The 18,650-nt window shown below is 51.7% G+C and carries 16 protein-coding genes; 11 read left to right on the forward strand and 5 right to left on the reverse strand.

The window, feature by feature from the left end:
- Positions 1-1,202 (forward strand): c-di-GMP phosphodiesterase PdeC (pdeC, locus tag ACUU1I_RS09295; protein WP_449144832.1); only part of this gene is annotated, 1,202 nt, incomplete at its 5' end.
- Between the two features lie 2 nt (positions 1,203-1,204).
- Here pdeC and soxS read toward each other — a convergent pair.
- Positions 1,205-1,528, reverse strand: a complete 324-nt coding sequence (gene soxS, locus ACUU1I_RS09300; RefSeq protein WP_000019363.1) for a superoxide response transcriptional regulator SoxS — start codon at positions 1,526-1,528, stop codon at positions 1,205-1,207.
- A gap of 85 nt (positions 1,529-1,613) precedes the next feature.
- On the opposite strand from soxS, the gene soxR reads away from it, so the two are divergent.
- The 3 genes from soxR (at position 1,614) to ACUU1I_RS09315 (ending at position 5,931) form a co-directional block, all read left to right on the forward strand.
- Complete coding sequence (gene soxR / locus ACUU1I_RS09305; protein ID WP_000412428.1) at positions 1,614-2,078, forward strand: redox-sensitive transcriptional activator SoxR; 465 nt, start codon at positions 1,614-1,616, stop codon at positions 2,076-2,078.
- 703 nt (positions 2,079-2,781) lie between these two features.
- Complete coding sequence (gene ghxP / locus ACUU1I_RS09310) at positions 2,782-4,131, forward strand: guanine/hypoxanthine transporter GhxP (protein WP_152030580.1); 1,350 nt, start codon at positions 2,782-2,784, stop codon at positions 4,129-4,131.
- A 150-nt stretch (positions 4,132-4,281) separates the two neighbouring features.
- Positions 4,282-5,931, forward strand: a complete 1,650-nt coding sequence (locus ACUU1I_RS09315) for a Na+/H+ antiporter (RefSeq protein ID WP_000402207.1) — start codon at positions 4,282-4,284, stop codon at positions 5,929-5,931.
- Between the two features lie 153 nt (positions 5,932-6,084).
- Here ACUU1I_RS09315 and ACUU1I_RS09320 read toward each other — a convergent pair whose 3' ends face one another.
- The 4 genes from ACUU1I_RS09320 to acs form a co-directional block, all read right to left on the reverse strand.
- Entirely contained in the window at positions 6,085-7,377 is a 1,293-nt protein-coding gene (locus ACUU1I_RS09320; protein ID WP_001270110.1) for a pentapeptide repeat-containing protein, read from the reverse strand.
- A 177-nt stretch (positions 7,378-7,554) separates the two neighbouring features.
- Positions 7,555-9,204, reverse strand: a complete 1,650-nt coding sequence (gene actP / locus ACUU1I_RS09325; protein ID WP_000832582.1) for a cation/acetate symporter ActP — start codon at positions 9,202-9,204, stop codon at positions 7,555-7,557.
- Positions 9,201-9,515, reverse strand: coding sequence for a DUF485 domain-containing protein (locus ACUU1I_RS09330; RefSeq protein ID WP_001014565.1), 315 nt, complete (start codon positions 9,513-9,515; stop codon positions 9,201-9,203). Before ACUU1I_RS09330 ends, actP begins: the two co-directional genes overlap by 4 nt.
- A gap of 199 nt (positions 9,516-9,714) precedes the next feature.
- Positions 9,715-11,673 carry an acetate--CoA ligase gene (gene acs, locus ACUU1I_RS09335; RefSeq protein WP_000078250.1) on the reverse strand — a complete coding sequence of 653 codons (1,959 nt, stop codon included), beginning with the start codon at positions 11,671-11,673 and terminating at the stop codon, positions 9,715-9,717.
- A gap of 392 nt (positions 11,674-12,065) precedes the next feature.
- On the opposite strand from acs, the gene nrfA reads away from it, so the two are divergent.
- From nrfA to nrfG, 7 genes are read left to right on the forward strand one after another with little or no spacing between them, the layout of a single operon-like run.
- A complete protein-coding gene (nrfA, locus tag ACUU1I_RS09340; RefSeq protein ID WP_005115928.1) occupies positions 12,066-13,502 on the forward strand; it encodes an ammonia-forming nitrite reductase cytochrome c552 subunit in 1,437 nt (478 codons plus the stop codon).
- Positions 13,503-13,546: 44 nt separating this feature from the next.
- On the forward strand, positions 13,547-14,113 hold the full coding sequence (nrfB, locus tag ACUU1I_RS09345) for a cytochrome c nitrite reductase pentaheme subunit (protein WP_152030581.1): 567 nt from the start codon (positions 13,547-13,549) through the stop codon (positions 14,111-14,113).
- On the forward strand, positions 14,110-14,781 hold the full coding sequence (nrfC, locus tag ACUU1I_RS09350) for a cytochrome c nitrite reductase Fe-S protein (RefSeq protein ID WP_000220291.1): 672 nt from the start codon (positions 14,110-14,112) through the stop codon (positions 14,779-14,781). The genes nrfB and nrfC overlap by 4 nt, the downstream gene beginning before the upstream one ends.
- Positions 14,778-15,734 (forward strand): cytochrome c nitrite reductase subunit NrfD, encoded by a 957-nt coding sequence (gene nrfD, locus ACUU1I_RS09355; protein WP_000195184.1) that lies wholly within the window; start codon positions 14,778-14,780, stop codon positions 15,732-15,734. The genes nrfC and nrfD overlap by 4 nt, the downstream gene beginning before the upstream one ends.
- Before the next feature lie 19 nt (positions 15,735-15,753).
- Positions 15,754-17,472 carry a heme lyase CcmF/NrfE family subunit gene (locus ACUU1I_RS09360; protein ID WP_094110515.1) on the forward strand — a complete coding sequence of 573 codons (1,719 nt, stop codon included), beginning with the start codon at positions 15,754-15,756 and terminating at the stop codon, positions 17,470-17,472.
- Positions 17,465-17,848, forward strand: a complete 384-nt coding sequence (gene nrfF / locus ACUU1I_RS09365; RefSeq protein WP_001032549.1) for a heme lyase NrfEFG subunit NrfF — start codon at positions 17,465-17,467, stop codon at positions 17,846-17,848. The genes ACUU1I_RS09360 and nrfF overlap by 8 nt, the downstream gene beginning before the upstream one ends.
- Positions 17,845-18,441, forward strand: coding sequence for a heme lyase NrfEFG subunit NrfG (gene nrfG, locus ACUU1I_RS09370; protein WP_000812982.1), 597 nt, complete (start codon positions 17,845-17,847; stop codon positions 18,439-18,441). The genes nrfF and nrfG overlap by 4 nt, the downstream gene beginning before the upstream one ends.
- The last annotated feature ends 209 nt before the right edge of the window (positions 18,442-18,650 follow it).

Genomic DNA, 18,650 nt, shown 5'->3' on the forward strand with positions numbered 1-18,650 from the left:
TTTCTATCTATTATTACCGCGATACGCCTTTTTTCTCTGGCTATAAAATGACCTATATGCAGCGGGGAAATTATGTGGCGGTTATCAACCCTCTCTTCTGGAGTGAAGTGATGTCTGATGACCCGACATTGCAATGGGGTGTGTATGATACGGTGACGAAAACCTTTTTCTCGTTAAGCAAAGAGGCCTCGGCAGCAACGTTTTCTCCGCTGATTCATTTGAAGGATTTAACCGTACAAAGAAATGGCTATTTATATGCGACAATTTATTCGACAAAACGCCCAATTGCAGCCATTGTTGCGACTTCATATCAACGTCTTATAACCCATTTTTATAATCATCTTATTTTTGCGTTGCCCGCCGGTATTTTGGGGAGTCTTGTTCTGCTATTACTCTGGCTACGTATTCGACAAAACTATTTATCTCCCAAACGTAAATTGCAACGCGCCCTCGAAAAACATCAACTTTGTCTTTATTACCAGCCAATAATCGATATCAAAACAGAAAAATGTATCGGCGCTGAAGCGTTGTTACGTTGGCCTGGTGAGCAGGGGCAAATAATGAATCCGGCAGAGTTTATTCCGCTGGCAGAAAAGGAGGGGATGATAGAACAGATAACTGATTATGTTATTGATAATGTCTTCCGCGATCTGGGCGCGTACCTGGCAACACATGCCGATCGCTATGTTTCTATTAACCTGTCGGCCTCCGATTTTCATACGTCACGGTTGATAGCGCGAATCAATCAGAAAACAGAGCAATACGCGGTGCGTCCGCAGCAAATTAAATTTGAAGTGACTGAGCATGCATTTCTTGATGTCGAAAAAATGACGCCGATTATTCTGGCTTTCCGCCAGGCTGGTTACGAAGTGGCAATTGATGATTTTGGTATTGGCTACTCTAACTTGCATAACCTTAAATCATTGAATGTCGATATTTTGAAAATCGATAAATCGTTTGTTGAAACGCTGACCACCCACAAAACCAGTCATTTGATTGCGGAACACATCATCGAGCTGGCGCACAGCCTGGGGTTAAAAACGATCGCTGAAGGCGTCGAAACTGAGGAGCAGGTTAACTGGCTGCGCAAACGCGGCGTGCGCTATTGCCAGGGATGGTTTTTTGCGAAGGCGATGCCGCCGCAGGTGTTTATGCAATGGATGGAGCAATTACCCGCGCGGGAGTTAACGCGCGGGCAATAAAACTACAGGCGGTGGCGATAATCGCTGGGAGTGCGATCAAACTGCCGACGGAAAACGCGGGAGAAGGTCTGCTGCGAGACATAACCCAGGTCCATTGCGATATCAAAAATCGGACGCTCGGTGGTGCGCAACTCAACGGCGGCCAGTAACAGGCGGCGTTGGCGAATGTAATCGCCAAGCGTCTGATGCGTCACCGTGCGGAACATCCGTTGCAAGTACCACTTTGAATAGCCTGATTTTTTTGCGACGACATCAATGTTAAGCGGCTGGTCAATATGCACGTCAATCCATGCGATAAGATCCTGAATAATTTTCTGATGGGACATAAATCTGCCTCTTTTCAGTGTTCAGTTCGTTAATTCATCTGTTGGGGAGTATAATTCCTCAAGTTAACTTGAGGTAAAGCGATTTATGGAAAAGAAATTACCCCGCATTAAAGCGCTGCTAACCCCTGGCGAAGTGGCGAAACGCAGCGGTGTGGCGGTATCGGCGCTGCATTTCTATGAAAGCAAAGGGTTGATTACTAGTATCCGTAACAGCGGCAATCAGCGGCGATATAAACGTGATGTGTTGCGATATGTCGCAATTATCAAAATCGCTCAGCGTATTGGCATTCCGCTGGCGACCATTGGTGAAGCGTTTGGCGTGTTGCCAGAAGGGCATACGTTAAGTGCGAAAGAGTGGAAACAGCTTTCGTCCCAATGGCGAGAAGAGTTGGATCGGCGCATTCATACCTTAGTGGCGCTGCGTGACGAACTGGACGGATGTATTGGTTGTGGCTGCCTTTCGCGCAGTGATTGCCCGTTGCGTAACCCGGGCGACCGCTTAGGAGAAGAAGGTACCGGCGCACGCTTGCTGGAAGATGAACAAAACTAAAGCGCCACAAGGACAAGCTGACTCATCGTTAACTATGAGGCCGGGGTGAGGGTAAATATTTGCACTGGTGCTGCCTGTTCCCCTCACCCTAACCCTCTCCCCGAAGGGGCGAGGGGACTGATCGAGCTCTTTTGGAATTATCCGCAAACACAAAACTAAAGCGCCACAAGGGCGCTTTAGTTTGTTTTCCGGTCTTTGTCTTTCTCTCTATCCCGCTGGAACACAGGAGGGTTTCCCCCGACGTCAACACACCTCATTCGAGCACGTGGTGGAGGTTCCGGTTGGTGTTGATGCTTTAATTGTATGTCACCGACGTTTCTTCGCCAGTGTAAAAGTATACTTTTTAGCCGCAATATTTTTGTCATCTCAGACGATTTTTTATCGCAATCCAGAACGGTATACGGCTCGATAACGCTGCAATCTTGCACATCGACGATAACGTTTGCGCATCAATTGCCTGGTTTTTCATCGTCAAGACAATAAAAGAGAAAAAAGCAGCAAACTTCGGTTGAAAAAGCCGCTATGATCGCCGGATAATCGTTTGCTTTTTTACCACCCGTTTTGTATGCGCGGAGCTAAACGTTTGCTTTTTTGCGACGCACCAAATTGCCGCAAACCTGGAGCAGGAAGATAACGTTTCGCTGGCAGGGGATTGTCCGCCACGCATCTTGACGAAAATTAAACTCTCAGGGGATGTTTTCTTATGTCTACGCCATCAGCGCGTACCGGCGGTTCACTCGACGCCTGGTTTAAAATTTCACAACGTGGAAGCACTGTCCGTCAGGAAGTGGTTGCCGGGTTAACAACGTTTCTGGCGATGGTCTACTCGGTCATCGTCGTTCCAGGTATGTTGGGTAAAGCAGGCTTCCCGCCTGCGGCAGTTTTCGTTGCAACCTGTCTGGTTGCCGGACTCGGTTCTATCGTGATGGGTCTGTGGGCTAATCTGCCGTTGGCGATTGGTTGCGCCATCTCCCTGACGGCGTTTACCGCATTCAGCCTGGTGCTGGGGCAACATATTAGCGTACCTGTCGCGCTGGGTGCCGCGTTCCTGATGGGGGTGCTGTTTACGGTAATTTCTGCCACGGGTATCCGTAGCTGGATTTTGCGCAACTTGCCGCACGGTGTGGCGCACGGCACGGGGATCGGTATCGGTCTGTTCCTGCTGCTCATTGCCGCTAATGGTGTCGGTCTGGTGATTAAAAACCCGCTTGATGGTCTGCCCGTTGCGCTGGGTGATTTCGCGACCTTCCCGGTGATTATGTCACTGGTAGGTCTGGCGGTGATCATCGGCTTGGAAAAACTGAAAGTCCCTGGTGGCATTCTGCTGACCATTATCGGTATCTCAATTGTCGGTTTGATCTTCGATCCTAACGTCCATTTCTCCGGCGTTTTCGCCATGCCTTCATTGAGCGATGAAAACGGCAATTCACTGATTGGCAGCCTGGACATTATGGGCGCGCTGAATCCTGTAGTCCTGCCAAGCGTTCTGGCGCTGGTGATGACGGCAGTATTTGATGCCACCGGAACTATCCGCGCTGTCGCCGGCCAGGCGAACCTGCTGGATAAAGATGGGCAGATCATCGACGGCGGGAAAGCACTGACCACTGACTCCATGAGCAGCGTTTTCTCTGGCCTGGTGGGTGCAGCTCCGGCAGCGGTATACATCGAGTCTGCGGCGGGTACGGCGGCGGGCGGTAAAACCGGGTTGACGGCTATCACCGTTGGCGTGCTGTTCCTGCTGATTCTGTTCCTCTCTCCGCTTTCTTACCTCGTTCCGGGGTATGCAACGGCTCCGGCGCTGATGTACGTTGGCCTGCTGATGCTGAGCAACGTGGCGAAAATCGACTTTGCTGATTTTGTTGATGCGATGGCGGGTCTGGTTACGGCGGTATTCATCGTGCTGACCTGTAACATCGTAACAGGCATCATGATCGGCTTCGCGACTCTGGTGATTGGTCGTCTGGTTTCCGGTGAATGGCGCAAGTTGAACATCGGTACGGTCGTTATCGCCGTGGCGCTGGTGACCTTCTATGCGGGGGGCTGGGCTATCTAATCTTTCATCGGATTCTGAAAACGGGTGGCAATGGCTGCCCGTTTTTATTTTCTCCGCACATTGTGTGAGCTTTTGCGATATTCTGAAAAAATGAGAATTCAGGCATAACGTCTTTCTCAGATCATAAAAAACATCGCAAACAGGGAACGCATGGAAATCTTCTTCACCATACTGATAATGACCCTCGTGGTCTCGCTGTCCGGGGTGGTCACTCGTGTCATGCCCTTTCAGATCCCGCTTCCGCTTATGCAAATCGCCATCGGTGCGCTACTGGCGTGGCCGACGTTTGGTTTGCATGTGGAGTTTGATCCTGAACTCTTTTTAGTCTTGTTTATCCCGCCGTTGCTGTTCGCTGATGGCTGGAAAACGCCGACCCGTGAATTTCTCGAACATGGTCGAGAGATTTTCGGCCTCGCGCTGGCGCTGGTGGTGGTCACCGTGGTCGGCATTGGCTTCCTTATTTACTGGGTGGTGCCGGGCATTCCGCTGATCCCCGCCTTTGCGCTGGCGGCGGTACTTTCTCCGACCGATGCTGTGGCGCTCTCCGGGATTGTTGGCGAAGGGCGCATCCCGAAAAAAATCATGGGCATTTTGCAGGGCGAAGCGTTGATGAATGACGCTTCCGGCCTGGTGTCGTTGAAGTTTGCCGTGGCAGTGGCGATGGGGACGATGATCTTCACTGTCGGCGGTGCGACGGTCGAATTTATGAAAGTAGCCATTGGCGGTATTCTTGCCGGTTTTGTGGTGAGCTGGCTGTATGGTCGCTCGCTGCGATTCCTCAGCCGCTGGGGCGGTGATGAACCCGCGACGCAGATCGTTCTGCTGTTCTTGCTGCCATTCGCTTCTTATCTGATTGCCGAACATATTGGCGTTTCGGGCATCCTCGCTGCGGTTGCCGCCGGGATGACCATCACCCGCTCCGGTGTGATGCGCCGTGCGCCACTGGCAATGCGCCTGCGCGCAAACAGCACCTGGGCGATGCTGGAATTTGTCTTTAACGGCATGGTGTTCCTGCTGTTAGGTCTGCAACTGCCGGGTATTCTGGAGACGTCGCTGATGGCGGCAGAAATCGACCCTAACGTCGAAATCTGGATGCTGTTTACCGATATTATTCTGATATATGCGGCGCTGATGCTGGTCCGTTTCGGCTGGCTGTGGACGATGAAAAAGTTCAGCAACCGCTTCCTGAAGAAGAAGCCGATGGAGTTTGGTTCGTGGACCACACGAGAAATCCTGATCGCGTCTTTCGCTGGGGTGCGTGGGGCGATCACTCTGGCCGGTGTGCTCTCAATCCCGCTGCTCTTGCCGGATGGTAACGTCTTCCCGGCGCGCTATGAGCTGGTGTTCCTGGCGGCTGGCGTCATTCTCTTCTCGCTGTTTGTCGGCGTGGTGATGTTGCCTATTCTGCTACAACACATTGAAGTCGCGGACCATTCGCAACAATTGAAAGAAGAACGTATTGCGCGAGCGGCAACGGCAGAAGTGGCGATTGTGGCGATCCAGAAAATGGAGGAGCGTCTGGCGGCGGATACCGAAGAGAATATCGATAACCAGTTGCTTACGGAGGTCAGTTCTCGCGTCATTGGTAACCTGCGTCGTCGCGCCGATGGACGTAACGACGTTGAAAGTTCCGTGCAGGAAGAGAACCTTGAGCGTCGCTTCCGTCTGGCGGCATTGCGTTCTGAACGTGCTGAACTGTACCACCTGCGCGCCACGCGGGAGATCAGCAACGAAACGCTGCAAAAATTACTGCACGATCTCGATTTGCTTGAAGCGTTGCTAATTGAGGAAAATCAGTAAGCCGAAAGCGACGTAACCAGGCCCGAGGTAATCTGAAAAAGGTGCAATCTTTTGCACCTTTAACAGGTTAGCTCGGGCGAACATTCATGATTCTAAAACAAATAAGTTATCTCTCTTGTAAAGTCAATTCATTGGCTGTTCTTCGACTTAACCTCAATCTGCGTGTTGCATAATATCTGCAGTAATCTTCATAGCGACTGCATTAATATTATCCTCAGTTTGTGACATGCCAGTATGAGAGGTACAATCTTCTTCAAAGAATTTCTGTAGTGTTACCAGGGTATCACTATCAATGGGGATATTTTCCTCCCCACGGAGAATGGAAATGCCCATTCCCTGGACGCTAGCCTCATCGAAATTAACCCGATAGAGACGGGTATTAAACATACAGGCTTTTGTTAAAATAGAACAGTTGAAATGGCAGTTGCTTAAATTGGCATTATTAAAATTAACATTAGCCATATTAGAGCCGGTACATATAACCATTTCGAGGAATGTATTTGTCAGCCACGTACAAAAGAGTTTGCTATCAATTAAGTTTATATTCTGGAGGATTGCTTTGTTCAGATTGACGCGAGACAGATCAGCATGTTCAAAGTTAATTAAATCGAGTTTAGAGAAACTAAGGTCGGCTTTAAATAAATTAACATATGGCGCTATTACTTTATAAAGATTTACCTCAGCCATGTACGCCATATAAAAATTTGAATAGTCAAGGAAGGTATTTTTAATATTGGCTCTATTCATTGCTGCATTGTAGAATTGAACATGCATAGCGGAGCATGCATTTAGAGTTCCGTCAGCCATTTTTATCTGAGCGAAATTTGAGTCATCGAGAATACAATTATCAAAAAGTATTTTTTCCATTATGGCGTAATAAAAATTCGTTTTATACATATTACAGTCCTGGAAAATAGCGTTTTGTAGTCTGCAACCTGCAAAATTCGAATTGGATAAATCTTCATCTTTAATCACGATACCCTTCAGGCTAAGGTGTGAAAAATCGTAACCACCATTTACTATCTGTGGAATTTCGATAGTATTATTATGGACGGCGACATTATTTATAAAATATACCACCTTAATGGATACATCATTTTCTTTACTAAGGTAAACTCTTCTCGTAATTCTATCGTCACATTTATTATTTGCATATAACGCTATATCTATAAAATATTTATGTATTTTCCTGTCCGTTTCTTTCGTGATTTTTCCTGATGGTAAACTATCATAAATTCTTTTCATTTTCTGAATCAAGCCTATCACTTTTTCATGATCATCTATTTTGAAAAGAGAGAGGGCTTTATTGTCAATTAACGTGTTTTTATGATGTTTGCTGTAATTATCTGATTTTGTTTTCTTTGTATGTGATGAACTTGTGATAGAGTGGTTATCGTTAATCTGGCAAAGAGGGAAAAACATATTATTTAAACCATTATAGCGCATAAAATATCCTTATAATTAACAAGAAAGAAAAGGCATATTCTCTGCATTATCATTTTCTACGACTGTCAAAAATCGCTCATTTTTTAATGAGTTTATTTGTTTAATATTATGGGAAAAGGTGATGCATGTTGGAGAGGAAGAGTATTCCCCGGTCAGGCGACCGGGGAAGGGGAGAGATTAATGTGCGCGGCCTTGCTCAACGCCAAAGCCGGTCTGGGAGCGGATAAACTGCGCGCGGAACAGTTCACGCTCGCGCGCCCCTTCCGCTGAGTTATCGGTTGCCGAGAAGAACCAGATGCCGAGGAATGCCACGCTGATAGAGAACAGCGCCGGGTATTCATACGGGAAGATGGCTTTTTCGTGACCGAGGATCTGTACCCAAATAGTCGGGCCGAGGATCATCAGCACCACTGCGGTAATCAGCCCCAGCCAGCCGCCCAGCATCGCGCCACGGGTAGTCAGTTTCGACCAGTACATGGAAAGCAGAATGATCGGGAAGTTACAGCTCGCCGCGATGGCAAACGCAAGGCCTACCATAAAGGCGATGTTCTGATTCTCAAACAGCACGCCGAGGATAATCGCAATCACGCCGAGGATCAGTACGGTGATTTTTGATACCCGCAGCTCTTCACGTTCGGTCGCGCCTTTTTTGAAGACGTTAGCGTACAAGTCATGCGAAACCGCCGATGCGCCCGCCAGCGTCAGACCCGCAACCACCGCGAGGATAGTGGCGAAAGCAACCGCTGAAATAAAACCGAGGAATAGGTTGCCGCCCACTGCATTCGCCAGGTGAACGGCCGCCATGTTGTTACCACCAATCAGATGGCCCGCCGCGTCTTTATATTCCGGATTCGCACCAACAAGCATGATCGCGCCGAAGCCGATAATAAAGGTCAGAATATAGAAGTAGCCCATAAATCCGGTGGCGTAGAACACGCTCTTACGTGCTTCGCGGGCATCGCTGACTGTAAAGAAGCGCATCAGAATGTGCGGCAAGCCCGCCGTACCAAACATCAGTCCCAGCCCCAGAGAGAGCGCGGAGATCGGATCTTTCACCAGTCCGCCCGGTTTCATGATGTCGACACCTTTCGGGTGTACCGCCATCGCTTCGCTGAACAGATTGTTGAAGCTAAAGCCGACGTGTTTCATCACCATAAAGGCCATAAAGCTGGCACCGAACAGCAACAGCACAGCTTTGATAATTTGTACCCAGGTGGTCGCCAGCATGCCGCCGAACAGGACGTACATCATCATCAGCACGCCGACCAGCACCACCGCAATGTGATAGTTAAGGCCAAACAGCAGCTCGATCAGTTTACCTGCGCCTACCATCTGAGCGATAAGGTAAAGCGCCACCACCACCAGAGAACCACAGGCCGAAAGAATACGAATCGGCCCTTGTTTCAGACGATAAGAGGCCACATCGGCAGAGGTGTAGCGTCCCAGGTTACGCAGACGTTCGGTAATCAGAAACAGAATGATTGGCCAGCCCACCAGGAAGCCCAACGAGTAGATCAGCCCGTCATAGCCGGAGGTAAACACCAGCGCGGAGATCCCCAAGAATGAGGCGGCGGACATATAGTCCCCGGCAATCGCCAGCCCGTTCTGGAAGCCAGTGATATTGCCGCCTGCGGTGTAGTAGTCGCTACGAGAACGTACGCGTTTTGATGCCCAGTAGGTAATGCCGAGCGTAAACACGACGAAAATCAGGAACATAATAATCGCCTGCCAGTTCGTTGGCTGGCGCTCTACGGCCCCGCTAATAGCATCCGCGGCGTTAGCTGCGAAAGGGAGTGTGGCGGCAAGCGCCGTCAGAACTCTTTTCATGATGCTTGTACCTCATGCAGGACTTCATTATTAAGACGGTCGAATTCGCCGTTCGCCCGCCAGATGTAGATACCGGTGAGAACAAAGGAGATCACAATCACTCCAACACCAATTGGAATACCGCGTGTGACGCTGGTGTTCGGATTCAGCGGCGTGCCCAGCCAGCCGGGCGCGAAGGCGATCAGTAAAATAAAGCCGATATAAACTGCCAGCATAATAATCGACAGGATGGTGGCAAACCGTTGCCGTTTTTCGACTAACTCCCTGAAATGCGCATTGTCTTCTATCCGCTGATAAATCGTACCATTCATCACAGATTCTCCAGAGGTAATGTAGGGATTGTTTTAATTCCCGCTCCCTTATGGGAGAAGGTTAACGCTCGGGTAACCCTTGCCGAATGTAGGCCGGATAAGGCGTTTACGCCGCATCCGGCAATCAATGCCTGATGCGACGCTGTCGCGTCTTATCAGGCCTACAAACCGTTACCGATTCGCATCCGGCAATTGTGGGTTACGATGGCATCGCGATAGCCTGCTTCTCTTCAAGCAGCTTCTCGACCACGCCAGGATCGGCAAGCGTCGAGGTATCGCCCAGGTTGCTGGTATCGCCCGCCGCAATTTTGCGCAGAATACGGCGCATAATTTTGCCGGAGCGGGTTTTAGGCAGGGAGTCGGTCCAGTGCAGCACGTCTGGCGTCGCCAGCGGGCCAATCTCTTTACGCACCCAGTTGCGGACTTCTGCGTACAGTTCTGGTGACGGTTCCTCCCCGTGATTAAGCGTGACATAGGCGTAGATCGCCTGACCTTTAATATTGTGCGGAATACCTACTACGGCGGCTTCGGCAATCTTCGGATGCGCCACCAGCGCCGACTCTATCTCTGCCGTCCCCAGACGGTGACCGGAGACGTTCAGCACGTCGTCCACACGCCCGGTGATCCAGTAATAGCCATCTTCATCGCGACGCGCGCCGTCGCCGCTGAAATACATATTTTTGAAGGTGGAAAAATAGGTCTGCTCAAAACGTTCGTGATCGCCAAACAGCGTACGCGCCTGACCAGGCCAGGAGTCGGTGATCACCAGGCTACCTTCGGTAGCCCCTTCCAGCGGGTTACCTTCGTTATCGACCAGCGCCGGTTGCACGCCGAAGAACGGACGTGTTGCCGAACCGGCTTTCAGCTCGGTAGCGCCAGGCAGCGGGGTGATCATGAAACCGCCGGTTTCGGTCTGCCACCAGGTATCGACCACCGGACATTTCTCGTTGCCGATTTTTTTCCAGTACCACTCCCACGCTTCCGGGTTAATTGGCTCGCCCACGGAACCGAGAATGCGTAGCGACGAACGGTCGGTGCCTTCAATCGCTTTATCGCCTTCCGCCATCAGCGCGCGGATCGCCGTGGGTGCGGTATAGAGAATATTGACCTGATGCTTGTCCACCACCTGCGCCATACGGGCAGGCGTCGGCCAGTTCGGTACGCCTTCAAACATCAGCGTGGTCGCGCCGCAGGCCAGCGGGCCGTACAGCAAATAACTGTGTCCGGTAACCCAGCCCACATCGGCGGTGCACCAGTAGATATCACCCGGATGATAATCAAAGACATATTTAAAGGTCAGCGCCGCGTACACCAGATAACCGCCGGTAGTGTGCAGTACGCCTTTTGGTTTTCCGGTAGAACCGGAGGTATAGAGAATAAACAGCGGATCTTCGGCGTTCATCTCTTCCGCCTGGTGCTGATCGCTGGCTTGCTCAACCAGGTCGTGCCACCACAGGTCGCGCCCTTCCTGCCAGTCGATGTTTCCGCCAGTACGCTTCAGTACCACCACATGCTCTACGCTGGTGACGTTCGGGTTTTTTAGTGCGTCATCAACGTTTTTCTTCAGCGGAATACTACGCCCGGCGCGCACGCCTTCGTCGGAAGTGATCACCAGTCGTGAGTTGGAATCAATAATGCGCCCGGCAACGGCTTTCGGCGAGAAGCCGCCGAAAATCACCGAATGCACCGCGCCAATGCGGGCGCAGGCCAGCATCGCAACCGCGGCTTCCGGCACCATCGGCATATAAATCGCCACCACATCACCTTTTTTAATGCCCAGCTCGAGCAGGGTATTGGCGAAGCGGCAGACGTCGCGGTGCAGCTCTTTATAGCTGATATGTTTGCTCTGGCTGGCGTCGTCGCCTTCCCAGATGATGGCGGTGCGATCGCCGTTTTCTTGCAGATGGCGGTCAAGGCAGTTTGCCGCCAGATTCAGCGTGCCGTCCTCGTACCATTTAATGGACACATTACCGGGGGCAAAGGAGGTATTTTTCACCTTCTGGTACGGTTTGATCCAGTCGAGAATTTTTCCCTGTTCGCCCCAGAAGGTATCAGGTACGTTAATAGATTGTTGATACATCGCCTCGTACTGCTGAGGGTTTATCAGGCAACGGTCTGCGATGTTGGCAGGAATGGTGTGTTTGTGAATTTGGCTCATGCTTTTGTTCTCCTTGTAGGATGTTAATAATATGTGGCATAAGCGTTAAATGTAGGGGTATTGGCAGTTTTGTTTAGTATTTGGGCGACAGATCACGCAAAAGTAGAATGGTGCAAATAAACGGCAGGGTAATTTTTGAAGGTCACCAACAAAAGTTGATTAATTCTTTGAGGAACATGCAGTTATGCATGCTGTTGAAAAAGAGGAAGATACTAACTAACTCTAAAGTGGTATTTTACATGCACTTACAATTGATTAAAGACAACATTCACAGTGTGGTTATTTGTTACACATAGGGGTGAGCAATGTCATGACAGTGTAGGTGCGGTTACTGTCGTGAAAAACAATAAAAACCGCCATTGCAACAATGGCGCAATTCGGATGAAGCCCCTATGACAAGGATAAAAATAAACGCACGCCGTATCTTCAGCTTATTGATTCCTTTTTTCTTTTTCACTTCTGTTCACGCTGAACAAACGGCAGCTCCCGCAAAACCTGTAACTGTGGAAGCGAAGAATGAAACCTTTGCCCCGCAGCATCACGATCAATATCTCTCCTGGAAAGCCACCTCGGAACAGTCAGAGCGTGTTGACGCCCTGGAGGAAGATCCACGGCTGGTGATCCTGTGGGCGGGGTATCCCTTCTCGCGCGATTACAACAAGCCGCGTGGACATGCCTTTGCTGTGACCGATGTGCGTGAAACCCTGCGTACCGGTGCGCCGAAAAACGCTGAAGATGGTCCGCTACCGATGGCGTGCTGGAGTTGTAAAAGCCCGGATGTGGCGCGTCTGATCCAGAAAGACGGCGAAGATGGCTACTTCCACGGTAAATGGGCGCGCGGCGGCCCGGAAATCGTCAACAACTTAGGTTGTGCCGACTGCCATAACACCGCCTCACCAGAGTTCGCCAAAGGCAAACCGGAGTTAACCCTTTCCCGTCCGTATGCGGCTCGCGCGATGGAAGCCATTGGTAAACCTTTTGAGAAAGCCGGACGTTTCGACAAGCAATCGATGGTTTGCGGTCAGTGCCATGTGGAGTATTACTTCGACGGCAAAAACAAAGCGGTTAAATTCCCGTGGGATGACGGCATGAAAGTCGAAAATATGGAGCAGTATTACGACAAAATTGCCTTCTCTGACTGGACTAACTCCCTGTCGAAAACGCCAATGCTGAAAGCGCAGCACCCGGAATATGAAACCTGGACAGCGGGCATTCACGGTAAAAACAACGTGACCTGTATCGACTGCCATATGCCAAAAGTGCAGAACGCCGAAGGCAAACTCTACACCGACCATAAAATTGGTAATCCGTTTGATAACTTCGCCCAGACTTGTGCGAACTGCCATACCCAGGATAAAGCTGCCTTGCAAAAAGTGGTCGCGGAACGTAAGCAATCGATTAACGACCTGAAAATCAAGGTTGAAGATCAACTGGTTCACGCTCACTTCGAAGCGAAAGCGGCGCTGGATGCAGGCGCGACGGAAGCCGAAATGAAGCCGATTCAGGACGATATCCGTCATGCCCAGTGGCGTTGGGATCTGGCGATCGCTTCCCACGGTATTCATATGCACGCACCGGAAGAAGGTCTACGGATGCTCGGTACGGCGATGGATAAAGCGGCGGATGCGCGCACCAAACTGGCGCGCCTGCTGGCGACCAAAGGCATCACCCATGAAATCCAGATCCCGGATATCTCGACCAAAGAGAAAGCCCAGCAGGCCATTGGCCTGAACATGGAACAAATCAAGGCCGAGAAGCAGGACTTCATCAAAACGGTGATCCCGCAGTGGGAAGAGCAGGCACGTAAAAACGGTCTGTTAAGCCAATAACCCCGTTCCGCCTCGCAAGGGGCGGAAAACACAATGGAGTGAATATGAGCGTATTACGTTCGTTATTAACTGCTGGGGTGCTGGCGTCGGGCCTGTTGTGGAGCCTGAACGGAATTACCGCTACCCCTGCGGTGCAGGCATCTGGTGATCGCTACGAAGTTACCCAGCAGCGTAACCCGGATGCCGTCTGTCTGGACTGTCATAAACCAGATACCGAAGGTATGCATGGCAAACATGCTTCCGTTATCAACCCGAATAACAAATTGCCGGTCACCTGCACCAACTGTCACGGCCAGCCATCACCGCAACACCGCGAAGGGGTGAAAGATGTGATGCGCTTTAACGAGCCGATGTACAAGGTCGGAGAGCAGAACAGCGTCTGTATGTCCTGTCATCTGCCGGAACAGTTGCAAAAAGCGTTCTGGCCGCACGATGTCCACGTAACCAAAGTGGCGTGCGCCAGCTGCCATTCCCTGCATCCACAGCAAGATACGATGCAGACGTTAAGTGACAAAGGACGGATTAAGATTTGCGTCGATTGCCACAGCGATCAGCGCACCAATCCGAACTTTAACCCGGCGTCTGTTCCGTTGCTTAAGGAGCAGCCATGACCTGGTCTCGTCGCCAGTTTCTCACCGGCGTCGGCGTGCTGGCAGCCGTCAGCGGCACCGCAGGGCGCGTGGTGGCGAAAACGTTGAATATCAATGGGGTGCGTTACGGCATGGTGCATGACGAGTCGTTATGCATCGGCTGTACCGCCTGTATGGATGCTTGTCGGGAAGTGAACAAGGTGCCGGAAGGCGTCTCGCGCCTGACGATTATTCGTAGCGAGCCGCAGGGCGAATTTCCTGATGTGAAATATCGCTTCTTCCGTAAGTCTTGCCAGCACTGCGAGCATGCGCCGTGCGTTGACGTCTGCCCGACCGGTGCGTCTTTTCGTGATGCCGCTAGCGGGATTGTCGATGTTAATCCTGATCTCTGCGTCGGTTGTCAGTACTGCATCGCCGCCTGTCCGTACCGCGTGCGCTTTATCCATCCGGTCACGAAGACGGCGGACAAATGCGATTTCTGTCGTAAGACCAATTTGCAGGCCGGTAAGCTTCCCGCGTGCGTTGAAGCTTGCCCGACGAAGGCGCTGACGTTTGGCAATCTGGACGATCCTAACAGTGAGATTTCGCAACTGCTGCGCCAGAAGCCTACTTACCGCTACAAGCTGGCGCTGGGAACCAAACCGAAGCTGTACCGCGTACCGTTTAAATACGGGGAGGTGAGCCAATGACGCAGACTTCCGCATTTCATTTTGAATCGCTGGTGTGGGACTGGCCGATTGCCATCTACCTGTTTTTGATTGGTATTTCTGCCGGTCTGGTGACGCTGGCCGTGCTGTTACGTCGCTTCTACCCGCAGGCGGGCGGTGCAGACAGTACGTTGCTGCGCACCACGCTGATTGTCGGGCCGGGCGCGGTGATCCTCGGTCTGTTGATCCTCGTCTTCCACCTGACAAGACCGTGGACCTTCTGGAAGCTGATGTTCCACTACAGTTTTACCTCGGTGATGTCGATGGGGGTGATGCTGTTTCAGCTCTACATGGTGGTGCTGGTGCTGTGGCTGGCGAAAATCTTTGAATATGATTTGCTTGCCCTGCAACAACGCTGGTTGCCGAAGCTGGGGATCGTGCAAAAGGTTCTGAGCCTTCTGACGCCCGTTCATCGCGGACTGGAAACGCTGATGCTGGTGTTGGCGGTGCTGCTGGGGGCTTATACCGGCTTTCTGCTGTCGGCGCTGAAATCGTATCCGTTCCTCAATAACCCGAGCCTGCCGGTGCTGCTCCTCTTCTCCGGCATCTCGTCCGGTGCGGCGGTGGCGCTGATCGCCATGGCGATACGCCAACGCAGTAACCCGCATTCCACGGAAGCGCACTTTGTTCACCGGATGGAAATCCCCGTGGTATGGGGTGAAATCTTCCTGCTGGTGGCGTTTTTTGTCGGTCTGGCGCTGGGCGATGACGGTAAAGTTCGTGCGCTGGTGGCGGCATTAGGTGGCGGTTTCTGGACGTGGTGGTTCTGGCTTGGTGTCGCCGGGCTGGGGCTGATTGTGCCAATGTTGCTCAAACCGTGGGTCAATCGCAGTTCCGGCATTCCTGCCGTGCTGGCGGCGTGTGGGGCCAGTCTGGTCGGCGTGTTGATGCTGCGCTTTTTCATTCTCTACGCCGGACAGTTGACGGTGGCGTAAGCCAGAAAAGAGGTGGTTTCTGGACGTATTCCTTCCTGAAGTCGGTTTTCTGGCGTTGTTGTTAAGTCTCGGGGTCAACGTGTTGACCCCGTTGACGGCCTTTGCGGGAGTGCGGTTGCGCTGGCCTGCCATGATGCGACTCACTTGCATCGGCATTCTGGCGCAGTTCGCGCTCCTGCTGCTCGCCTTTGGCGTACTGACGTATTGTTTTCTCATCAGCGATTTCTCGGTCATTTATGTCGCCCAACATAGCTACAGCATGCTGTCGTGGGAACTCAAACTGGCGGCGGTGTGGGGCGGTCATGAAGGTTCGCTGCTGCTTTGGGTGCTGCTGCTTTCCGCCTGGAGCGCGCTGTTTGCCTGGCATTATCGGCAGCAAAGCGATCCGCTATTTCCGCTGACGCTAGCCGTTTTATCTCTCATGCTCGCCGCACTGCTACTGTTTGTGGTGCTGTGGTCCGATCCCTTCGTGCGGATATTTCCACCAGCAATCGAAGGCCGCGATCTCAATCCGATGCTGCAACATCCCGGTCTTATCTTTCATCCACCGCTGCTTTACCTTGGCTATGGCGGTTTGATGGTAGCGGCGAGCGTGGCGCTGGCGAGTCTACTGCGCGGCGAGTTTGATGCGGCCAGCGCCCGAATTTGCTGGCGCTGGGCGTTACCTGGCTGGAGTGCATTAACGGCGGGGATCATCCTCGGTTCCTGGTGGGCCTACTGCGAACTCGGCTGGGGCGGCTGGTGGTTCTGGGATCCGGTGGAAAACGCCTCTTTATTACCCTGGCTTTCTGCCACTGCGCTGCTGCACAGTTTGTCCCTGACACGCCAGCGGGGGATTTTCCGCCACTGGTCGCTGTTGCTGGCGATAGTTACTCTGATGCTGTCGCTGCTGGGCACCTTAATTGTCCGTTCTGGCATTCTGGTTTCGGTTCATGCGTTCGCACTGGATAACGTCCGCGCCGTGCCGTTGTTCAGCCTGTTTGCACTGATTAGCCTTGCGTCTTTGGCTCTGTATGGCTGGCGAGCGCGGGACGGTGGCCCGGCGGTGCGTTTTTCGGGGTTATCGCGGGAAATGTTAATCCTCGCTACGCTGTTGCTGTTTTGCGCAGTGCTACTGATCGTGCTGGTGGGAACGCTTTATCCGATGATTTACGGCCTGCTGGGCTGGGGACGCCTCTCCGTTGGCGCGCCGTATTTTAACCGCGCGACGTTACCGTTTGGTCTGTTGATGCTGGTGGTGATTGTGCTGGCGACGTTTGTCTCTGGCAAACGCGTGCAGCTTCCGGCGCTGGTAGCTCATGCTGGCGTGCTGTTATTTGCCGCGGGGATCGTGGTTTCCAGTGTCAGTCGTCAGGAGATCAGCCTGAATTTACAGCCGGGTCAGCAGGTGACGCTGGCAGGATACACCTTCCGTTTTGAGCGACTCGATCTGCAAGCCAGAGGCAATTACACCAGCGAAAAAGCGATAGTGGCGCTGTTTGACCATCAGCAACGCATTGGTGAATTAACGCCGGAGCGGCGTTTTTATGAAGCACGCCGTCAGCAAATGATGGAACCGTCAATTCGCTGGAACGGCATCCATGACTGGTATGCGGTCATGGGTGAAAAAACCAGAGCGGATCGTTACGCTTTTCGTTTGTATGTACAAAGCGGTGTGCGCTGGATCTGGGGGGGAGGATTGTTGATGATTGCGGGCGCATTGTTAAGCGGATGGCGGGGGAAGAAGCGCGATGAATAAAGGGCTTCTCACGCTACTGCTGTTATTTACCTGTTTTGCGCGCGCTCAGGTTGTAGACACCTGGCAATTCGCCAATCCGCAACAACAGCAACAGGCGTTAAATATTGCCAGCCAGTTACGTTGTCCGCAGTGCCAGAATCAAAACTTACTCGAATCCAATGCGCCGGTGGCGGTCAGTATGCGCCATCAGGTTTATAGCATGGTGTCGGAGGGGAAGAACGAAGTCGAAATCATTGGCTGGATGACCGAACGCTACGGAGATTTTGTTCGCTATAACCCACCGTTAACGGGTCAGACGCTGGTGTTGTGGGCGCTGCCAGTGGTGTTGTTATTGCTGATGGCACTGATCCTCTGGCGAGTGAGGGCTAAGCGATGAAACAGCCTCAAATACCGGTGAAAATGCTGACAACACTCACGATATTGATGGTATTCCTCTGTGTCGGCAGTTATCTGTTAAGCCCAAAATGGCAGGCGGTACGTGCGGAGTATCAGCGTCAGCGCGATCCGCTACATCAGTTTGCCAGCCAGCAAACCCCGGAAGCGCAGCTTCAGGCATTGCAGGATAAAATCCGCGCTAATCCACAAAACAGCGAACAATGGGCGTTACTGGGCGAGTACTATCTGTGGCAAAACGATTACAGCAATTCGCTGCTGGCGTATCGTCAGGCGTTGCAACTACGTGGTGAGAACGCTGAACTGTATGCGGCGCTGGCGACGGTGCTTTATTACCAGGCCAGCCAGCATATGACCGCCCAGACTCGCGCAATGATCGACAAAGCCCTCGCGCTGGACTCTAACGAAATCACCGCTCTGATGCTGCTGGCTTCCGATGCGTTTATGCAGGCGAATTACGCGCAAGCCATCGAACTATGGCAAAAAGTGATGGATCTCAACTCACCCCGGATCAACCGGACACAGCTGGTCGAGTCGATTAATATGGCAAAACTGTTGCAGCGGAGATCGGATTAATCATCTGTTGATGAAGATTATGTCATTGAGCTGCATAAAAAATAATCGAATGAACATATGCCAAAAATAATCACCAATCAGTATTATTGCAGATTAAACAAATAAAAATCTTTCCATAACAAATGGTTATTCATTAATCCTGCCATAAACTCGCGTTATTATGCATTAATGCAGCGAAAAGCTCTGTTGTTAAAGGGTTGCGCAACATA

Source organism: Shigella sp. SIG3 (assembly GCF_053555855.1).